The following is a 19,563-nucleotide window of genomic DNA, read 5'->3' on the forward strand; positions in this document are numbered from 1 at the left end:
GGAATATTAATGAAATGAAAAATAAGATAATAATAGAGATTTTAGAGTATTTAAAACTGCTTTTAATTGTTCTTGTAATCACCACATTACTTAACACATTGGTCTTTACATTTTCAACGGTCAAACAAAGCTCAATGGAAACAACATTGATGGAGAACGATGTCCTGGTTATTGAAAAATTAAGTATGATTTTTGAAGCACCAAAACATGGCGATATCGTGGTATTTGTAGAAGATGAGTATGTAACAGACGACTATTTGATGAAAATTAGAGTACTATATGAAGATATGATTGCAAAATTTACTGGTCATTCAAAGAGGATGCGCTTGGTCAAACGCGTGATTGGTATGCCGGGAGATAGTATTGATATTAAGGATGGTTATGTCTATGTGAATGGTGATCAAATCGAAGAGACTTATACTAAAGACTTAACTTTCCCAAGCATCATTCAGTATCCGATTACCTTACCGGAGGATAATTACTTCCTTCTAGGTGACAACAGGGACGTTAGCCGGGACAGTAGACATTTTGGTTTGGTTTCTTTGCGCCAGATTGAAGGAAAAGCCCTTTTTAGAATTGCACCCCTAAATAAAATCGGCAGCATATAATCCAGCTTTATGATATGAGGTAAATGTGTTGAGAAAATTTGAAAAGAAATATGTTGAAGAACAAGGGAATCAATCAATTAGATATCATAAAATTGGATGGGGATTGTTTATTATTTGTAGTCTCTTTTTCTTGATAGCAGGTATTAAAGCACATGATATATATACAATTATTGGTTCACTTTTATTTTTAGTAGCTTGCTTTTTCTTTTTAGTACCGTTATTAAAATAGAATGCATGTAAATCGTAATTACAGTGGCCTGTGTAATAATATAAATTCGTTAGGCGTTTTATGTTCATGCTTTTTGAACAGAGCACTGAAATAGCTTGGACTTTCAACCCCGACTTCCTTTGCAATTTGGGCAATACTTTTGTGAGGTTGCGTAAGCATCATCTCTTTGGCTTTATTAATCCTAAGGTGGTTCAGATAGGCAGATGGCCTTGTATTAAAAACCTTTTTAAATAAAGTACAAAGATATTGAGGACTTACATGAATAAGCTCCGCCATAGTTTCAAGTAGCAGGGGTTGCGCATAATGAGCATCAAGATATAGAAGAACAGGTTGTAATTTGTCATATTGATTGGACCTAGAGGTCTTGTGTAGGGGCTTTACATTTTTTATAAGTTCAATGAGAAAATTGTAAAGGAAAGAGGACATGTCAAGAGTACTATATTGGTTAGTGGAAGTGGCCAATCGATATCCTTCTCTAAGATATGTTTTAAATTGATCAAGATGATCCAATTGATAAACCCCACTTGAATGAAACCCAATGGCATCTACAAGTTGGGCAATGTCTTTGCCATCAAAGCTTAACCATTCTGTAGTCCATAGATGAGTTTTAGGATAATAAGTATGTGGTACATTCGGATATAGGAACATGCCATGTCCGACGGGTAAGCTATATAATCTTCCATGCAAGGAGAGTTCACCTTCCCCGGTGGTGGTATGGACCCATTGATAGCGACCATAACCTTCAGGTCGATGCATATGGCCTTCCATGTAATCATACCCAATGCTGGATAGATAGATGGGTAATGAGTGGGATGTCAAGTCTTGTATAGGAAAATAGGTAGTTTGCATGGTAAGCCTCCTAACTTAAGTAGTTTTTTTTAGTATAGCTTATCCTGTATTAAGAATAAAGAGATAACACAAATTTATTGCAACTCGGTGTCATATCCAAATGGTATGGCATTTTTTTGGTTGTCACAGAATAAAATGTGTATATACCTTGTAATATGATTGTGTCTAGCGTAAAATAATGAGTAGTAGATGAAAATGGTTATGACGTCAAAAGGATAGCATTGAACTTAGACAATTTTAGTTTTGAGGTCTTAATCTATTTTAAGTTATTTAGTATAAGACTAGGGGGTATCGCATGTATACAGTAGGTATTATAACAGCAAGTGACAAAGGCGCCAAAGGTGAGCGGGTAGATCTAAGTGGGAAACTCATAGAAGAAATTATGACTGAAGCAGGTTATAAGGTACTTAAATATATCATGTTACCAGATGATGCCATTGGATTATCCAATGAGATGGTTTTCATGGCAGATGAGTTGAAAATAAACCTGATATTAACAACAGGTGGAACGGGTTTTAGTCAAAGAGATGTGACACCGGAAGCTACAATGAATATTATTCAGAAAGATGCACCGGGTATTGCAGAAGCCATTCGACACAACAGCTTGAATATAACACCAAAAGCAATGCTTTCTAGAGGTGTTTCAGGTATTCGAGGTAATACTCTTATTGTCAATCTTCCTGGGAGCCCGAAAGCAGTCAAAGAATCTTTAACATTTATCCTAGATCCTTTGCTTCATGGGTTACAAATACTTGTTGGCGATACATCCGAGTGTGGTGAACTTCCAAAATAAAAGGGAAAAGAGATGTCTATGGATTTTTTTAATGCAATATCTGTGAAGGAAGCACTTCAAATCATAACAAAACTGGCAAATGATTATAAAATGGATACAGAAGTAGTATCTCTTGTAGATGCTATCGATCGTATTGTTGCCATGAATTATAGGGCACCTGTTAATCTACCGCAATTTAATCGTTCAACGGTTGATGGTTATGCGGTTATGATCCAAGACGTTGTAGATGCGTCTGAGACTTCACCTATGCCACTTAAGTTGGTTCATGAAGTCATTATGGGGGAAGTTGTAACAGATGTATTGAAAGAAGGACAGACTGCCTATGTACCTACCGGAGGCATGTTGCCGGAAAAAACCGAAGGCATGGTTATGATAGAGTATACAAAGCAGTTAGATGAAGAAACCATACTTATAAAGAAACCTGTACAAGAAGGGGAAAATATCAGCTATACAGGTGATGATTTATCCTTAGGTGAAGTCTATATTAAGGCTGGGAAGAGAATAACGGCCTATGATCTGGGGCTTTTTGCTTCGATGGGCGTCGGACAAATAGAAGTCTACAAAAAACCAGTATTTTCAATTATTTCTACAGGAGATGAGATTATTGGCATTGATGAAGAGCAATCATTTGGACAAATTAGAGAAATTAACAGTTATGCCCTAGGTGGTTTGATTAAACAGTTGGGTGGAGAAGTTAATAAACGTAAGATTGTTAAGGATGATTTTGGAAAAATAAGAAGTGCCCTTGAAGAAACACTGGTACTAAGTGACATTATATTAGTATCCGGTGGTAGTTCAGTAGGCAAGAAGGATTATACACGACAGGTAATAGAGTCGTTTGATAACAGTCAAATTTGGGTCCATGGTATAGCTATAAAACCAGGTCGGCCAACGATTTTTGGACAAGTTGAAGGTAAACTTGTCGTAGGGCTTCCGGGTCATCCTGCCTCAGCATTGGTTACATTTAGCTTATTTGTCAAAAGGTATTTTCTGACCATACAAAAGAGCCGTCAAGAAGTGGTTCATATTAAAGCTATGTTGACAGGTGATGTATATGCTGCACAAGGTAGAGAAACCTATCAAATGGTCCGATTAAGTCGGAAAGCTGATATATGGGAGGCCCTTCCTTTATATGGTAAATCAGGTATGATGACATTACTTGCTAAAGCCAGCGGCTATATCAAAATACCTTTTGAAAAAGAAAAATTTGAAAAAGGAACCTTTGTAGATGTTTATCTTTTAAAAGACTTAACGTTGTAAACGGATAATGCATATATATTAGATAATCCAATCAGATGTAGACAATATAAGTTAATTTCAGGTATACTGAATGTTACTGTGATTATACAAAGACGACAAAATCATATGAGGTGCACAATTGGATATTAAACTGGAACATGTACATGAAAGTTTAAAGAATCATCAGGATACGACCTATTTATCAAAAAATGAATATAACCCTTGGAAAATCACGCTTGTATATACAATAATTGGTGTATTATGGATTCTTTTTTCAGATAGTATTCTTGGTATGTTGGTTCAAGATCATGAGGTGTATCAAGAGATGCAGCTTTATAAAGGTTGGTTTTATGTAGCTATGACCAGCGTATTATTCTATTATTTTGCAAGCCTTAACAATAATAAGGTTTTTCAACTGAATCAAAAAATACAATTGACGAATGAAGAGCTGGTAGCAACCTCAGAAGAGCTTATAGCCATAGATGATGAACTGGTAGAAAAAGTCAAAAGTCTGGATAAAATAAATCGTGAACTGCATAAGCAGAAGAAATATTTTGATTTGTTATATACTAACAGTAATGCGGCCATTATGATCTGGAAAACCAGTGGAGAAGTGGTGGATCTTAATAGACATTATAATGAAGTCTTGGGGTATGATGAGACCTTTGTAGGGAAAAATTGGATAGAATATACCAAAACGAGCAAAGAGGATTTTGATTTGACTACATTCATAGACCGATTGAATGAAACGAAGCAACTCATCAATTATGAGACAAAGGTTAGGGCTAAAGACGGAACAGTAAAAGATATGATTTGGAACGATGTCTTAATGGAAACAGAGAATGAAGCACCACTTGTTGTATCTTTTGGCATCGACGTGACAGACGAACACCACCAACAACAAAAACTTATTGAAATGGCCACAAAAGATCCTGTTACAGGATTAGATAACCGTGTGGTTTTTGATACGAGAATTGAAGAATTAATAGAGGCACAAAAACCTTTTACTGCCTATTATATAAATATTGACTATTTCAAAGACTTAAATGATATTCATGGCCACGATTATGGTGACCTTTTTTTAGTCGCTTTATCTAAAGCCCTTATGTTTTTGGAACTATCCCACGCATATCGATGGCAAGGTGATGGATTTCTGATTATTCAAGAGACCGTCGATCAAGCCAGGATTCAAAAGATGCTGGAATATGTTTTGAATTTGTCAAATCGTAAATGGAATCTGATGGATGTGGAATATCAGATGACTTTGAGTATCGGTGTCGTTACCAGCTTATTAGCCCAAAAAAATGTATCAGAAGTACTAAAGCAGCTTGACATTGCACTTTATAAGGCAAAGGCTAATGGAAGAGGACGCTATGAATTTTATAGCAACGCTTTACTTGAGGAAGTGTTCTTTCGAGCTGGTCTTGAAAAGAAAATCAACAATGCTTTGTTAGAGGATGCTTTTGAATTGTATTATCAGCCCATTTATAATCTTAAAGAAAACACATTTGATGCATGTGAGGTATTATTGAGATGGAATGATTCAACCCATAAGGATATGAACATTGGTAAGCTCATAGAGTTTGCTGAACAAACAGGACAAATATTAAAAGTAGATCGATGGGTTATTGAAAAGGCTTTTTATTGTATATCAGAAGAAAAAGAGACGTTTGATCAATTAAAAGTTTCTATAAACATATCTACTCAAACCTTTAATTCGTCTAAGTTTATACCTTATCTGATAGAAATGGTTGATCTTTATAAGATTAATGCCAGACGGATTTATTTTGAAATTACAGAACATTCCATCATAAAAAATATGACAAAGGCCAAAGAAGTCATGGCACAACTAAAATCCATTGGGTTTTCCGTATCTTTAGATGACTTTGGTACGAGGTACTCCTCGTTAAATTATTTGAGTATGTTTCCTTTTGATGTTTTGAAAATAGACAAAACCTATATTGATGATATATTGGATAGAGATAAAGGCTATATTATTGTCAAGCAATTGCTAAGTTTGACAGAAGCTTTGGGTATTGTAACAGTGGCTGAAGGTATTGAACATCAAGCTCAAGGCGAATTACTACATGACATGGGGTGTCAGTTTGGGCAAGGGTATCATTTTGCAAGACCTATGCCTTACTTAGAACTAAAACAGCGAATTGCTTCAGATGTGTAACACAATCGATGAGCATTGATTTGACAAAACTTAATACCTAAGGTATAATGATACAAAACTAGAGACAATCTTATTAATATATAAAGTTGTCTCTTTTCATTGGGAAAACATCCCTAAGAGTGATTACGAGGAAGGTGAACCATGGCAAAAAGAAATTCTACACCGATTTACATGCAAGTAGCTGTGGATGTTGCTGCTAGAATCAGTCGTGAAGACATAAAAAGACAAGCAAAAATCAGTGGTCGATCGACGCTTGCAGGTGAATATAATGTATCACCTGAGACGATTAGAAAAGCAATGCGGCTTTTATCCGATATGGATATCGTTGAAGTGAAGCATGGAAATGGTATCTATGTAGCATCTGTAGACAGGGCCTTAGAGTTTATTGAACGCTATAGAATTCGTTCTTCTGTTAATGAATTAAAAGATGAACTCATTGATTTGATGAAAAAAAGGGATGCTATTGAAGACAAAATGAATGAGACCATGAATGCCATTATTGATTATACGAGTCGATTTAATCATAGTGAACATATAACAGTTTATGAATATAGCATTGATATGGCTTCAGAAGTCATAGGAAAAAGCATACAAGAACTTGATTTTTGGACACATACTGGTGCGACGATTGTAGGTATAAAAAGGGACGGGACTATATTATTATCGCCACCCACCTATGAAAAAATCTATAAAAAGGATAAGTTGCTTTATGTTGGAGAAGCAGCCACCAGTGTTAGACTTGGAGAATTTATTCGACATTATGGACAAAGTAAATAAATGTGAAGTAGTTGCTTGATGATTACGACTATAAGATTAATACCATAGTTGTGAAAAAGGGTGAATGAAAAACAAAATTAGAACTGGGGCTGGATTAGGACGTTGGTCATAATCTATACCACCAATACATACTGGTGGTATTACGAGCGAAAGCGAAGCACTCTAACTCTTTTGGGTTAGCGTGCTTTTGTTTTTCACAAAAACCCATACTATAACTTTCAACTAAGAACATAGCTGAAAGTCACAATATTCATGAAAATGAAAAGAATAAAAGGAGAAAGATTTTGAAAGAACAAGAAAAGCTAATTTTAATGGGTAGAAGCAAAGTTCAACATGGACAACACAACGACAGAATATTTGTAGATGACTATAAACATGCACTTGATCCTTACCTTATTGATAAACTTGACCTAATGGTTGAAGACCATGAATACGGTAAGATTATAGCAAAGACGCCGAAAGCAGCAAAAATCAAATTTATAAGAAATGGCTTTGATCAAGAAGCAAAAATACCCGGATTTTATAATGGGAAGAAAAGCTGCTTTTTTATGGCAAAGTATACGAATCCAGATAGAAAAGTAGTCAGCAATAGGGATGAGCTTTTATCGATAGTTCGAGAAGCCAAAAAGAAAAAGAAGGATACCAAAATGCTCACACCTTTAGAAGAAGGTTATGAGATAAAGCTATTGGATCTTCGGGATGCAAAAAGAATTGCCGATATTTATGATCAGGTATTTAAAACCCATCCCTATCCAATAGAGGACCCTATTTATATTGAAGAAAATATGGGACATGAGACTCTATATTTTGGTTTATTGAAAGATGATGAACTGATTGGTGTTAGTGCCTGTTGTGTTAATTTTCATGAGGAAAATGTGGAAGTGACAGATTTTGCTATCCTACCCAAATACCGTGGTTACAACTACAGTATGCATTTAATGAAGAAGATGGAGACAGTCATGATAGCAGCGGGTATGAAAACTGCATATACGATGACACGTGCCGGTTCACCGAGTATGAATAAGATTTTTGGTAAAAATGGGTATAAATATGGCGGCACACTATGGAACAACAATCAAATATCCGGCGGTATAGAGTCTATGAATATTTGGTATAAAAGCTTTGAAACAATCACGAAAAAACAGTAAGTTGTATAATAATAATGAATATGGGATAATAGAAAAAAGAAGATAGTATTGGAAAACGCGGAGGTTGTTGCGATGACAGCATTGTATAAGGCTTGGAGCAATGTTTTTATATACGTATTCGTTCTTACTTTGATGGTGTTACACTTCACAGTTTCGGATTCTCATGGCCAAATATTGGATGCACCTATAATACGTGATGATGCAGGTATACTTTTTGATAGATTGGGTAGAGCATCAGGTTTGTCCAATTTGTCCGTATCTTCAATGATTCAAGATAAATATGGCTTTTTATGGTTTGGAACTCAGAGTGGTCTCAATCGTTTTGATGGAAGAAAAATAGAAGTCTATAAAACGGTTCCATTTACAGAAGATGGGCTTGCACACAACTTAGTACAGACAATCTACTATGATGAGCAATCTCATGAACTATGGGTTGGTACCTACCAAGGAGTGTCTCAATTTATCATTCATGAGCGTCGTTTTGAAAACTATACAGTCAAGGACGATAATCTTTCTAACCCAATTATCATAGCCATAGAAAAGGATTCAGAGGGATATGTTTGGCTCGGTACCATGAACGGACTTAATCGTTTGGATCCAAGAGATGGTTCAGTTAAACAATATAATATACCTAAAGAAACAGTTAGGTCATTGTTGATTGATTCAAAAGAGCGTTTGCTAATTGGTACCTATGATGGGCTTTTTACGATGGACCCCGTAAGTGATGTGGTGATACCTGTAGAGGTCGAATTACCATCGCCGAATGTGATGACAATAAAAGCCTTTGAAGAAGATGTATTAACATTGGGTCTTTGGGATGGTGGGGTCGTTGAGTTAGATTTGGATTTTAATATACTTAGTAAAACCAGTTATGCAGATAACCGTGTATATAGCTTAGAGAAAACATACGATGGCACATTATGGGTCGGCACTTGGGGTGGCGGCCTATTTGCTACTGAAAAAAATAAGACGACCCATCATTTTGCCAGTGGAGAAAGTGATGGGTCATTGGTGCATCCAATCGTATATTCTATGCTTGAAGATGACTCAGGTATCCTATGGATTGGCACCAACGGTGGTGGTATATCCAAGTTAAATCCAAGGAAAAGAGATTATGTGAAGTTCTCTCACGACCCTAGAAATCAAGAATCTCTAGATATAGGGAAAATCAACTTCATACAAGAAGATAAGGATGAGAACCTATGGTTTGCTGTCTATAATAATGGGTTGAATAAATACAACACCAGAACTGAAACCATGACCAAATACAAGTATGATGAGAATCAAGTAGGGTCATTGATGGATAATCAAGTCATGGCTATAGATATGTTAGAAGACGGAAGGCTTTTGATAGGAACTGCAAAAGGATTGGTATTTTATAATCAGGGTACCGATACATTTACGCCTTGGAATATTTTACCGGACAATCTAAGGATATATGATATAGAGCGCGTGGGTGATCATGAGCTGTGGATTGGTACCTACACCAGTGGTTTGTTCTATTACAATATGATGACGGACGAAACCCTGCAATACAGTTCAACAAATGAAGATTTTCAGACATTATCAGATAATTTAGTATATACGATTCACCATGACAGTAAAGGTCGTCTGTGGGTTGGTACAAATAATGGTCTTAACCTTCTTGAAAAGGGTTCGGATACATTTAAAGTTTTTAAAAAGGGAAGTCGAGAAGAACATCAATTAGCCAATAATTCTATTTCAGATATATTTGAGGATTCTACCGGACGGATGTGGTTTGGCATGTTAGATGGTGGTGTTGCTTATTATGATGAAATGAATAAGAATTTTGTTAGCTTTACAGAAGCAGATGGCCTTTCCAGTAATGCGGTTATTAGTATGTTAGAGGGCAATGATAACTTAATATGGGTTGCAACTTACGATGGTATGTCCATTCTAAATCCGGTAACAGGAGAGATTCGCATTTTAACTGCTGATGATGGTATTGGGGGTATGGAATTTTCTAAGGGTCACTTAAAAAGTAAGGATGGTAGCATGATGTTTGGTGGCGTGCATGGTATTACAGTCATTCCGAAGGAATACTCGGAATTCAAAATGAACCCACCAAAGCTATATATAACTGAGGTTGAGTTATTCCAACAACCTATTGAAGAGAAACGATTATTTTATAATGGCGCTCATTTGGAGTTTGCTCCCGACGAAACATTTTTAGGATTTAGATTTGTAGCCCTTGACTATGACTCACCGGATAAGATTATATTTTCATACAAGTTGGTTGGTTTTGATCAAGACTGGATTTATGCGGGAACAAGAGATTATGCATCTTATTCTAATCTACCATCAGGTGATTATGAGCTTATGGTGGTGGCAGAAGGTATTCGTTATAATAAGTCAGAACCGGTCAGTGTATATTTTACCATTGAAACACCCTGGTACAGGACGCCACTGGCTTTTGTTATCTATACCACGTTATTGGTCTTAATGGGCTATGGTATTTATAAGATTATTGAAGCACGTGAGCTTAAACGAAGAAATTCTAAACTTGCAAAGCTAAACGAGAAGTTGGAAGTAGTAAATACAGAGCTTGAAACCCTTTCAATAAAAGATGCTTTGACAGATTTTTACAACAGAAGGTATTTGGACTTTAAATTAGATGAACTTCTAAAATTGGCCAAACGCTCTAAGACCAATCTGACATTAATTATGTTTGATATAGACAATTTCAAGAGTATTAATGATCAATATGGGCATATTGCCGGAGACTACTATCTTGTGGATGTTGCTGATACCATTCATAAACTCTTAAGTCGAAGTACGGACAAAGCAATTCGCTATGGCGGTGATGAGTTTATTATTATTCTATATGATAACAACCCTACAAGTGCTTATGCGTTGTGTGAAAATATTCAAAGGGAGATTGGTCAAATTCCAATCCAAACAGAGTCAGAAACCAATCAAGCCAAAGCAACCATTAGTATCGGCTTAGTAAGTATGGTACCCGGTGAAGGTATGAATAAAGAGCAACTCATAGCTTTGGCGGATCAAGCTCTTTACAAAGCGAAAGAACTTGGGAAAAATCAAATATACGTAAGTGATGAGGAATAGATTTCCATCCACTTCACAGGTCGTTTAGGGCCAAAGACCTCCTTATGCTTGAATAAAGCTTCTCCAGGATATAAAATTAAGTTGGGGATTCAATAAGGAGGGGCTATATGCGAAAACTATATCTATTATTCATAATAGTCAGTATATATATTTCATTAACCAATACAATTTCTAATGCAAATTCAAGTCAAGATAATCCAATTCATTTAGATTATAGTGAATTACTGGCAAACCATGGGTCCATGATGCTGATTTTGGATCCTGAAAGTGGTGAGATTTTATATGCCAACCATGCTGCTGCCAAGTTTTATCAGTATTCACTAGAAGAACTTATGAATAAGACGGTTATGGATCTGAACATACAAAGTGAAGAAGAAGTCGTAAATAATATGTCAGCAATTCTAATGAATGAAATGAATCATTTTCAAGTGATACATAGAACCAAAGAAGGTAGCCTAAAGAACATGGATGTTGTATCCTATCCCATAGAGTTTGAGAATAGGCAAGTGCTTTTTTCAATTCTTTTTGATGTGACTGAAAAAGTAGCCCTGGAAAAGCAGATTGCATTACAAACTGAAAAAAGTCAAACGGACGCTATTAGAAATCAAATGGTCATGTCTCTCATTATTCTAATTTCCTTTGGTATTCTTGTATTTATGGTTATCGCCTATAGAAGGCTGAACTTTTTGGCAAGACATGATGCCCTTACCGGTCTCTATAATCGTTCTGAATTATTAAGGTGTTATGAAGACTATATGGAACCCAAATATATACCGCTATATATGTTGATGATGGACATAGATCATTTGAAATTCATAAATGATACCTTTGGTCATTTGGAAGGTGACACCGTCATTAAGATGGTAGGAAATCATTTGAAGGAAAAGGTCCAACATCAAGGTTGTGTATCACGCGTGTCCGGTGATGAATTTGTTATGCTGGTTCCGGCCTGCTCTGAAAAAAAAGTTTTTGAAATTATTGATGGTATTGAAAATAATGACTTGAATCTAAATGGGGTTAACTTAAATGTTTCTGTAGGCTATGTCAAGATTGAAAACCTAAAACTAACGTATGATGAAGCTTTTTCTATAGCGGAAAGCAGAATGTATTCCAAAAAAATGGAACATAAAAGTAGCAATAGTAAGAAAATTGAGAATCAACTTATGGAGCATGTCTATCAAAAACATCCTGATTTTAAACAACATCTTAATATAATTCATGAAGTAATAGAGATAATGGGCAAGGCTATGAACTTAAACAGTGGCGATATTATTGCGCTAAAAGAAGCGGCAAGACTTCAGGACATTGGGTTAGTACTATATGAAGACCGAGTGCGTTATCCTAAGATATGGGATTGTTTGCAAAATCATGATGACGTAAAAAAACATCCGGAAAGTAGCTTCTCCATTCTGAACGCTTTGCATAAACCCAGTCATGTTATTGACATTATCATTCATCATCATGAAAACTATGATGGCACCGGTTACCCAAAGGGACTCAAAGGTGAAAATATTCCATTCTTATCAAGAATATTGAGTTTTGCCAATACCATAGGGATACAACTCATAGATATCAAGAAAAATGAATTACCAATGAGTACAATTAATGAAAGGGTTCAAAAATATGCAGGCATCACATTAGACCCTAACTTAATAGAGTTGCTTGGTGATCATATCTTTATTAAGGATTTAGAAAATATAGACAGTCTATAGCGTTCAATAAATATGGTTATAAGGACAAAACTAAGTATCACTAAGTTCACATAAAATATATAGATTACGTTGATACATTCATAACTATATATTTTATGCGAAAGTTCAACGATATAGTTTTGACACCTTAAACAATTTTTAATGTGTAATCCTTGTTATTTCCCTTTACTTTGCGTATAATTAGTAGTACTAAGGCTAGTATATATGCTAAGTAAGGGCTTATTTTTTATTACATCTTATGGAGGTCACCTATGAATGCAATGCCCAAAAAATTCAAATACTCCCTTAATAAGAAATTAATGATGCTTTTTGTTGTTTTATTGTCTTTGGCTACTTTTGGAATAGGTATTTCTGGATACTATATTGCAAGTAGAGCCCTTCAGGATAAAGGCGAAGTAACTTTGAAAAATGCGGTGGTCATGGCTTTAAAGCTAATTGAGGCTGAGCATGGTAAAAGTTTGGCGGGTGTAATCTCAGAAGAAAAAGCAAAAGAAAATGTTAAAACAGCCTTGTTAGGTCCATTGAATGAAGATGGTACCAGAACGCTTCATGGTAGGATTGACTTAGGGCAAAATGGCTATATGATTGTTTATGACTTAGAAGGCACGGAAATTATGCATCCGACTTTGGAGGGCGTTAACGTCTTAGATGTTACGGACATGAAGAACCCTAACCATTTTATTGTTAAAGATCAGATTGAAAAGGGATTAAGTGGTGGCGGTTTCACTTATTATTCATGGGTATTACCGCATTCAGAAGTTATCGCTGATAAGATAGCCTATGCAGGTTATGACCCCAATTGGGCTTGGATTGTTTCAGCGACGGCTTATGAAATGGATTTTAATGCTTCAGCCCGTATCATACTCCTGGTTCTAGCCCTCATATATATAGGGATTATGGTTCTTGTGACGGTTATTGCAGCTCGTGAACTTAAACGCGTTACACGACCGGTTATACAAGTATCAGAAGGTATGGATGCAGTCAGTAAAGGCCTGTATCAGACCATACCGGAAGTCATTTCACAAGACGAGATTGGGTTATTGACCAAAGGTTATAATCTGATGGTGGAATCAATGGATGTGACAAGAAAGAATCTTACATATCAAACAGAGAAACTAAGCTATTTAGCCTATCATGATGAGTTGACAAAGCTGCCAAATAGAAACAGATTCAAAAAACATGTGACTACCCGAATGAAGCAGTGCATGGGAGATGCGTATTTAGTTCAAATAGATGTTCGTGCCTTCAAAGTTATAAATTCAACGATGGGCTATGATCAAGGCGATGAGCTTCTAAAAAAAATTGGTGCCTATTTTAAAAGTCAAATAGAAGATATCTTTTTCATAGCAAGAACAAGCGGTAATGAATTTTCTATATGGTTAGAGGAGAAATCAGCTGTACAAGTAAGGACCAGTATTGAAAAGCTTCAAGAGGGCATTCATAAGTTTTTGATTACCAATGATTTTATGCATCCGTTGGATTATCATGTTGCAATGGCAAACTTTCCTGAGCAGGGGCTTGATTTTGAAACCTTATATAACAAAGTATCTATGGCTATGAAGCATGCTAAAGAACAAAGAAATACCAAAATATATCTTTTTGATAGTGACATGGAAAAAGCTATCATAGATGAACTTGAGATGCGAACATACTTGAAGGTGGCCATCGAAGAGAAAAAAATAGCTGTTCACTACCAAGAGAAATATGATTTTGTGAAAGAAAAAGTGGTTGGTGTTGAAGCGCTAGCAAGATGGTTTTCAGATGAACTGGGCTATGTGTCACCTAATACTTTCATTCCGGCCTTAAGTGAACTGAACTTGACAACCAAGTTCGGTGACTATATGATTGACAGGGTTATGAATGATTATGCTAAGTTGAAGGAAATATATGGCGAAGGTATATCTGTATCAATAAATATCAGCCCTACGCACTTTCTTGAGGTCGGATTTCTGACAGCTGTTATGCAAGCGCTGGTTTTTCATAATGTACCGGCTGAAAAAGTCATTTTAGAGGTTACAGAAGATATTTTTATAGCAGATTTTAAAAAAATAGCCACCATTATTACATCTTTGCATGTTTTGGGCCTTAAAGTTTCCATTGATGATTTTGGCACAGGATACTCATCTTTTAATTATTTGAAAAGCATTGATTTTGATGAGATGAAGATTGATAAGACCTTCATGGACCAAATACTTGAAGATGATAAATCATTTAAGCTTTTTCAGATATTATGTGATATTGCAAAGGTATACGATTATGATATTGTCGCTGAAGGTGTTGAAACCATGGAACAGCTAGAGATGATAAAAGGAACAAGCCTTAGGATTGTGCAGGGCTATCTTTTCTCAAAACCTTTACCTATTGAAAAACTTGAAAGTCATCGAGAAAAGCATTTATAAACGAAAAACATAGAGACCAATAAGGATAGATAAGGAGACCTTGAAGGCACCAGTAGTTAACAATGAGGTAAACCTGAAGAATTCTTAAGATTACAAGATGAAAAGGAGTGGTTGAATGAAATCGTTAACAGATTATTATACATTACACAATGGTGTGACAATACCCTGTGTCGGCTTTGGAACATGGCAGACACCCAATGACGAAGTGGGTATAACTTCGGTAAAAACTGCATTAGATGTGGGTTATAGACATATTGATACTGCAGCTATTTATGGTAACGAAGTCAGTGTAGGAAAAGCTATAAAGGACAGTGGCATTCCAAGAGAAGAGATCTTTTTAACCAGTAAATTATGGAATGAGGACCACGGCTATGAAGCAACCCTTAGAGCCTTTGAGGAAAGTCTAAAACGTTTGGATACCGATTATTTGGATTTGTATCTGATTCACTGGCCGAACCCGCCTAAGTTTAGGGACAGGTGGCAAGAAGTCAATTCAGAAACATGGAAGGCCATGGAAGAACTCTATGAAGCCGGAAAAATTAAAGCTATCGGTGTCAGTAACTTCAGAACCCATCATCTCAAAGCCATTATGGATCATGCAAAGATAGTACCTATGGTGAATCAGATTCGATTGTGTCCGGGAGATCTTCAGGAAGAGACGGTTGATTTTTGTAGAGAACATGACATATTACTGGAAGCTTATAGTCCTTTAGGTACCGGCAAAGTATTTGATGTACCTGAGATGCAGTTTTTTGAACAAAAATATGGTAAAAGTATTGCTCAAATTTGTCTGAGATGGAGTTTGGAAAGAGGTTATTTGCCCCTTCCAAAATCAGTGACGCCTTCTAGAATTGAAGCCAATGCGGATATATTTGATTTTGAGCTTGAGGAAAGAGACGTTGAAGATATCGCTAATTTGACTGGGGCTTGCGGTTTTGGCGGCGATCCGGATTTAAAAACTTTTTAGATAAATATACTCTTTGTTAGGAATGACGGATATGGAAAACTTGGACAATAAAGTTCTATTTGCCAAAAAAGGCATAAAAAATACAAAACAAAGAAATATGACCTATAATATATTGATGCAAGAAAACCTACCGGTGACAGCTGAACTCATTTTTTTGAAGCTCAAAGAAGCAGACGAAAAAATCAGCTTATCTACAGTGTATCGGATTCTTGAGGTATTTATATCAAAAGGTCTGGTTATTAAAAGAAATTTATCTGAAGACAACATGGCTGTTTTTGAGATTAACAATATGGAGCATAAGCACCATTTAATATGTTACTGTTGTAAGAAAATGCAAGTCATAAAAGGTTGTCCTCTAGGTGCCTATGAAAAAATCTTACAGGAACAAACGGATTATGATATATCTGGTCATCGTTTGGAGATATATGGTTATTGTCCGGATTGTAAAGAAAAAAAATAAAGCACAAAGAAAAAGCCCGTACGCTGGTTTTGATCCATGTACGGGTTTTGTTTTAAGGTGAAAGGGTATTTGTTATTATGAGAAGAAAAAGAAAGATGCTTAAAAGACCAGGAAAGATGAAAAAAGCCATAAGTAGTTTGATGGTTATGTTATGTGTAACCCTTGTAGCAAGTGCGGGTATTAATTTATATATGATCAAGAGATATGATAACAGAATCTTAGATGCCGATACTATAGAGCAAGTACAAAGTGATTGTATTCTTGTACTGGGTGCTGGAGTCTGGCAAGGCAATCGTCCGAGCCCTATGTTAGAAGACCGTCTTAATCAAGGGATTGAACTATACGTGTCAGGTGTTTCCAACCGTTTGTTAATGAGCGGAGATCATGGTCGTAAAGACTATGATGAGGTTAATGTTATGAAAGCATACGCTAAAGATGCCGGTATAGAAAGTGACCACATTTTTATGGATCATGCTGGATTTTCTACTTATGAGTCCATGGTACGCGCCAATCAAGTGTTTGAAGTGGAAAAAGTGGTTATCGTAACTCAGAAATACCATCTCTATAGAGCATTGTATATGGCCAATGAGCTTGGTATGGACGCCTATGGCGTTGCCTCTAATCCAAGGGACTATTATGGACAAAGTGGAAGAGAATTTCGGGAGTATTTGGCTAGAGTTAAAGATTTTTTCTATGTTATAGCGAGGCCGAAGCCAACATACTTGGGAGAGGTTATATCCATAAAGGGAAGAGGGAGATTGACAGATGACTAAAAAAACTACAAGAGACATTATTATTCAAACTTTATCAGTAGCGGTGGTTGCCTTCGTATTTCAATTAATATGGGAGTATAGTCAGTGTGGGCCTTTTTATATTATGGATGATGACTTAGCGGGCCATACAAGGCTCATGATTAGCGCTACGGTAGGTGATATGAACATGAGTCTATTATTGCTCTGGATGCTTATGTTCATAAATAAGGATGTGAATTGGTTAATAGGCAAATGGCATAGACATGATTATATCATTATGGTATTTTACGCTTTATTTATAAGCTTCTTTTTCGAGATCCATGCATTACACACTGGTCGTTGGGGATACAATCCGGATACCATGCCAATTATACCTGGGACACCGATTGGTTGGTTACCGGTCATACAGCTTTTAATACTTTTTCCTATTATATTTATGGTGAGCCGTAAAGTATACATTCAACTAACAAAAGGGCGATGATTCGATAATTATTGGTGTCTTTTATGATAAAAAACGGCTAATTGGGTTCGGTCTCTTAGACTAAGCTTATCAAGGATGATGCTGATGTAGTTCCGGACGGTACCTTCACCAAGACAAATAAGATCGGCAATCTCTTTGTTGGATAGACCTTCAGCAACATGAGTCATGATGAGGTGTTCTTTTTCACTTAGTTCCAAATCAGCAAAGCCATCTTTGGAAGCATCATTTAGAAGAGATGGGATTTTTGTAATAATTTCATCGCCAAAAACTCTTTGACCGGCATAAACGGTTTTAAGAGAAGGTATGATGCTTTCAAAATTTTGTTTTAGTAGATAACCTTTTGCACCTATTTTCAGGGCTTGGATGATATATACATCATCGGAAAAGGTGGTCAAAAATAAAATCTTAGCTTCCGGATGACGTTCTAAGATGATTTTTGCCGCATCAATACCGTTCATTTCATCCATTCGGATGTCAATTAACAGAATATCAGGTTGAAGTTCTTCGAATAAGTCGATAGCCTGAATGCCGTTGTTGCCGATACCTTCAACACGGATATTCGGATCAGATTCTATGATGGTTTTTAGAGAAGCTGTAACCAAAAAGTCATCATCTACAACAATTATTCTCATATTATTTCCTTTCAGAGTAAAATTCCATACGCTATATTTTAGGCAATGAAACAAATACCTCAAATCCATTTTGTGTTCTTATTTGTATGTGTCCTTTTAGTATTTCTACCCTTTGAGTCATGTTTTTTAGACCAATGCCATGATCTGGATTATAATCGGCTACATGACCATTATCATGGATAATTAACTGATACATGCTGGGATGCTCCCTGAGTAGGAGGGTTACTTCTGTGGCTTGCGCATGTTTTATTATATTGGATAGTGCCTCCTTAACAATGGATATGATGGCATAACTTTGCTTCTGGTTGGGGGGTTCTAGAATGGTGTTGTAATAAACCACTTTACAGAAAGCAAAGTGGTCAATGACCTCAGTAAGTTGTGCATCTAGATCAATAGCATGATCATAAAGGTTATGAATACTATCACGGATATTATTCATACCAAGGTTCAAGGTTTTTTTTAACCCGTCCAGTCGTATTAATTGATCCGGATCCTTACAGGTAGCCATAAGTGCACCGATTTGTAGTAATGCTGAGGAGAGTTGATGTCCAACATGATCATGTATTTCTCTTGCGATGCGATTTCTTTCGTTTAGTGTTGCAATATGGATTTCGTGATCTTGTTTATCAATGAGGTCTTGATTTTGTTGTTCCAACTTCAGGGACAGCTCTTTTGTTGTATCCAAAAGATGAAAATACCTTGCTTTATAACCGAGGATGTCTTTGCTTTTCAATCGAATGAATACAGCCAACATAATAACAATAAAGATCAGAAAAGCCTCAATTAAGCTATGATTAAGAAAAAAATCTGAGAGAGGCAACAATGGTAAAGCATAGAGATAACGTAGAGGTTCGTCCATCAAATCATAGATGATCAGTGGGATAAAAAATATAAGATCTTTATAAAAAAAGCAAATAACGATAAAGAATACATACAAAAAATAGCGCAAAAAGGGCTTATGTTCAAAAACCATTAGGAAGCTGGTGATAGCAACTGCTATAAGCAAGGGTATGACACTTAACTCAGATGTTTTCATAGCTTGGTAAATGACGGTACAGCAAATGAAAAGAACAATCTTATCCATATAGTCGAAATGGTTTCTCATGGCCTTCTCCTTCTTTACGTAGATGCGTTCGTAACTATATATTTTAGTAATAGTTCAACTATATAGTTTTGAGTTCTTTAGCTTCATTATACCCATAAATATGACATTTGTCATAAAAAGTTGTGAGTGTGTTCACTTACGTGATG

General features: G+C 36.1%; 17 protein-coding genes. 14 read left to right on the forward strand and 3 right to left on the reverse strand.

What is annotated here, in order from left to right; all coding sequences use genetic code 11:
* The first annotated feature begins 14 nt into the window (after positions 1-14).
* Positions 15-608, forward strand: a complete 594-nt coding sequence (lepB, locus tag PATL70BA_RS13670) for a signal peptidase I (protein WP_125137891.1) — start codon at positions 15-17, stop codon at positions 606-608.
* Between the two features lie 28 nt (positions 609-636).
* A complete protein-coding gene (locus tag PATL70BA_RS13675) occupies positions 637-837 on the forward strand; it encodes a hypothetical protein (protein ID WP_125137892.1) in 201 nt (66 codons plus the stop codon).
* A gap of 18 nt (positions 838-855) precedes the next feature.
* Here PATL70BA_RS13675 and PATL70BA_RS13680 read toward each other — a convergent pair whose 3' ends face one another.
* Positions 856-1,686 carry a helix-turn-helix transcriptional regulator gene (locus tag PATL70BA_RS13680; protein ID WP_125137893.1) on the reverse strand — a complete coding sequence of 277 codons (831 nt, stop codon included), beginning with the start codon at positions 1,684-1,686 and terminating at the stop codon, positions 856-858.
* 295 nt (positions 1,687-1,981) lie between these two features.
* On the opposite strand from PATL70BA_RS13680, the gene PATL70BA_RS13685 reads away from it, so the two are divergent.
* The 12 genes from PATL70BA_RS13685 (at position 1,982) to PATL70BA_RS13740 (ending at position 17,680) form a co-directional block, all read left to right on the forward strand.
* Positions 1,982-2,479, forward strand: coding sequence for a MogA/MoaB family molybdenum cofactor biosynthesis protein (locus PATL70BA_RS13685; protein WP_125137894.1), 498 nt, complete (start codon positions 1,982-1,984; stop codon positions 2,477-2,479).
* Positions 2,480-2,497: 18 nt separating this feature from the next.
* The gene (locus PATL70BA_RS13690) at positions 2,498-3,739 is read left to right on the forward strand and encodes a molybdopterin molybdotransferase MoeA (protein ID WP_172596253.1); all 1,242 of its coding nucleotides are present in this window, start codon (positions 2,498-2,500) and stop codon (positions 3,737-3,739) included.
* A gap of 118 nt (positions 3,740-3,857) precedes the next feature.
* Positions 3,858-5,897, forward strand: a complete 2,040-nt coding sequence (locus PATL70BA_RS13695) for a sensor domain-containing protein (protein WP_125137896.1) — start codon at positions 3,858-3,860, stop codon at positions 5,895-5,897.
* Between the two features lie 141 nt (positions 5,898-6,038).
* Positions 6,039-6,674: a TrkA C-terminal domain-containing protein gene (locus PATL70BA_RS13700; RefSeq protein WP_125137897.1), complete on the forward strand. Its 636-nt coding sequence runs from the start codon at positions 6,039-6,041 to the stop codon at positions 6,672-6,674.
* 284 nt (positions 6,675-6,958) lie between these two features.
* Positions 6,959-7,822: a putative beta-lysine N-acetyltransferase gene (gene ablB / locus PATL70BA_RS13705; protein ID WP_125137898.1), complete on the forward strand. Its 864-nt coding sequence runs from the start codon at positions 6,959-6,961 to the stop codon at positions 7,820-7,822.
* A 72-nt stretch (positions 7,823-7,894) separates the two neighbouring features.
* Positions 7,895-10,909, forward strand: coding sequence for a ligand-binding sensor domain-containing diguanylate cyclase (locus PATL70BA_RS13710; RefSeq protein ID WP_125137899.1), 3,015 nt, complete (start codon positions 7,895-7,897; stop codon positions 10,907-10,909).
* Between the two features lie 107 nt (positions 10,910-11,016).
* Positions 11,017-12,621: a sensor domain-containing diguanylate cyclase/phosphohydrolase gene (locus PATL70BA_RS13715; RefSeq protein WP_125137900.1), complete on the forward strand. Its 1,605-nt coding sequence runs from the start codon at positions 11,017-11,019 to the stop codon at positions 12,619-12,621.
* A gap of 251 nt (positions 12,622-12,872) precedes the next feature.
* Positions 12,873-15,020 (forward strand): EAL domain-containing protein, encoded by a 2,148-nt coding sequence (locus tag PATL70BA_RS13720; RefSeq protein WP_125137901.1) that lies wholly within the window; start codon positions 12,873-12,875, stop codon positions 15,018-15,020.
* 115 nt (positions 15,021-15,135) lie between these two features.
* Positions 15,136-15,987, forward strand: coding sequence for an aldo/keto reductase (locus tag PATL70BA_RS13725; protein ID WP_125137902.1), 852 nt, complete (start codon positions 15,136-15,138; stop codon positions 15,985-15,987).
* A gap of 31 nt (positions 15,988-16,018) precedes the next feature.
* Positions 16,019-16,447 (forward strand): Fur family transcriptional regulator, encoded by a 429-nt coding sequence (locus tag PATL70BA_RS13730; protein WP_125137903.1) that lies wholly within the window; start codon positions 16,019-16,021, stop codon positions 16,445-16,447.
* A 77-nt stretch (positions 16,448-16,524) separates the two neighbouring features.
* Positions 16,525-17,220, forward strand: a complete 696-nt coding sequence (locus tag PATL70BA_RS13735; RefSeq protein WP_243115923.1) for a SanA/YdcF family protein — start codon at positions 16,525-16,527, stop codon at positions 17,218-17,220.
* Positions 17,213-17,680 (forward strand): hypothetical protein, encoded by a 468-nt coding sequence (locus PATL70BA_RS13740; RefSeq protein WP_125137904.1) that lies wholly within the window; start codon positions 17,213-17,215, stop codon positions 17,678-17,680. Before PATL70BA_RS13735 ends, PATL70BA_RS13740 begins: the two co-directional genes overlap by 8 nt.
* 8 nt (positions 17,681-17,688) lie before the next feature.
* Here PATL70BA_RS13740 and PATL70BA_RS13745 read toward each other — a convergent pair whose 3' ends face one another.
* Together PATL70BA_RS13745 and PATL70BA_RS13750 are read right to left on the reverse strand one after the other, a co-directional pair.
* Positions 17,689-18,312 (reverse strand): response regulator, encoded by a 624-nt coding sequence (locus PATL70BA_RS13745; protein ID WP_125137905.1) that lies wholly within the window; start codon positions 18,310-18,312, stop codon positions 17,689-17,691.
* Positions 18,313-18,343: 31 nt separating this feature from the next.
* Positions 18,344-19,417, reverse strand: coding sequence for a sensor histidine kinase (locus PATL70BA_RS13750; protein ID WP_125137906.1), 1,074 nt, complete (start codon positions 19,415-19,417; stop codon positions 18,344-18,346).
* Positions 19,418-19,563 lie beyond the last annotated feature (146 nt).

The organism is Petrocella atlantisensis (assembly GCF_900538275.1).
GTDB lineage: Bacteria > Bacillota > Clostridia > Lachnospirales > Vallitaleaceae > Petrocella > Petrocella atlantisensis.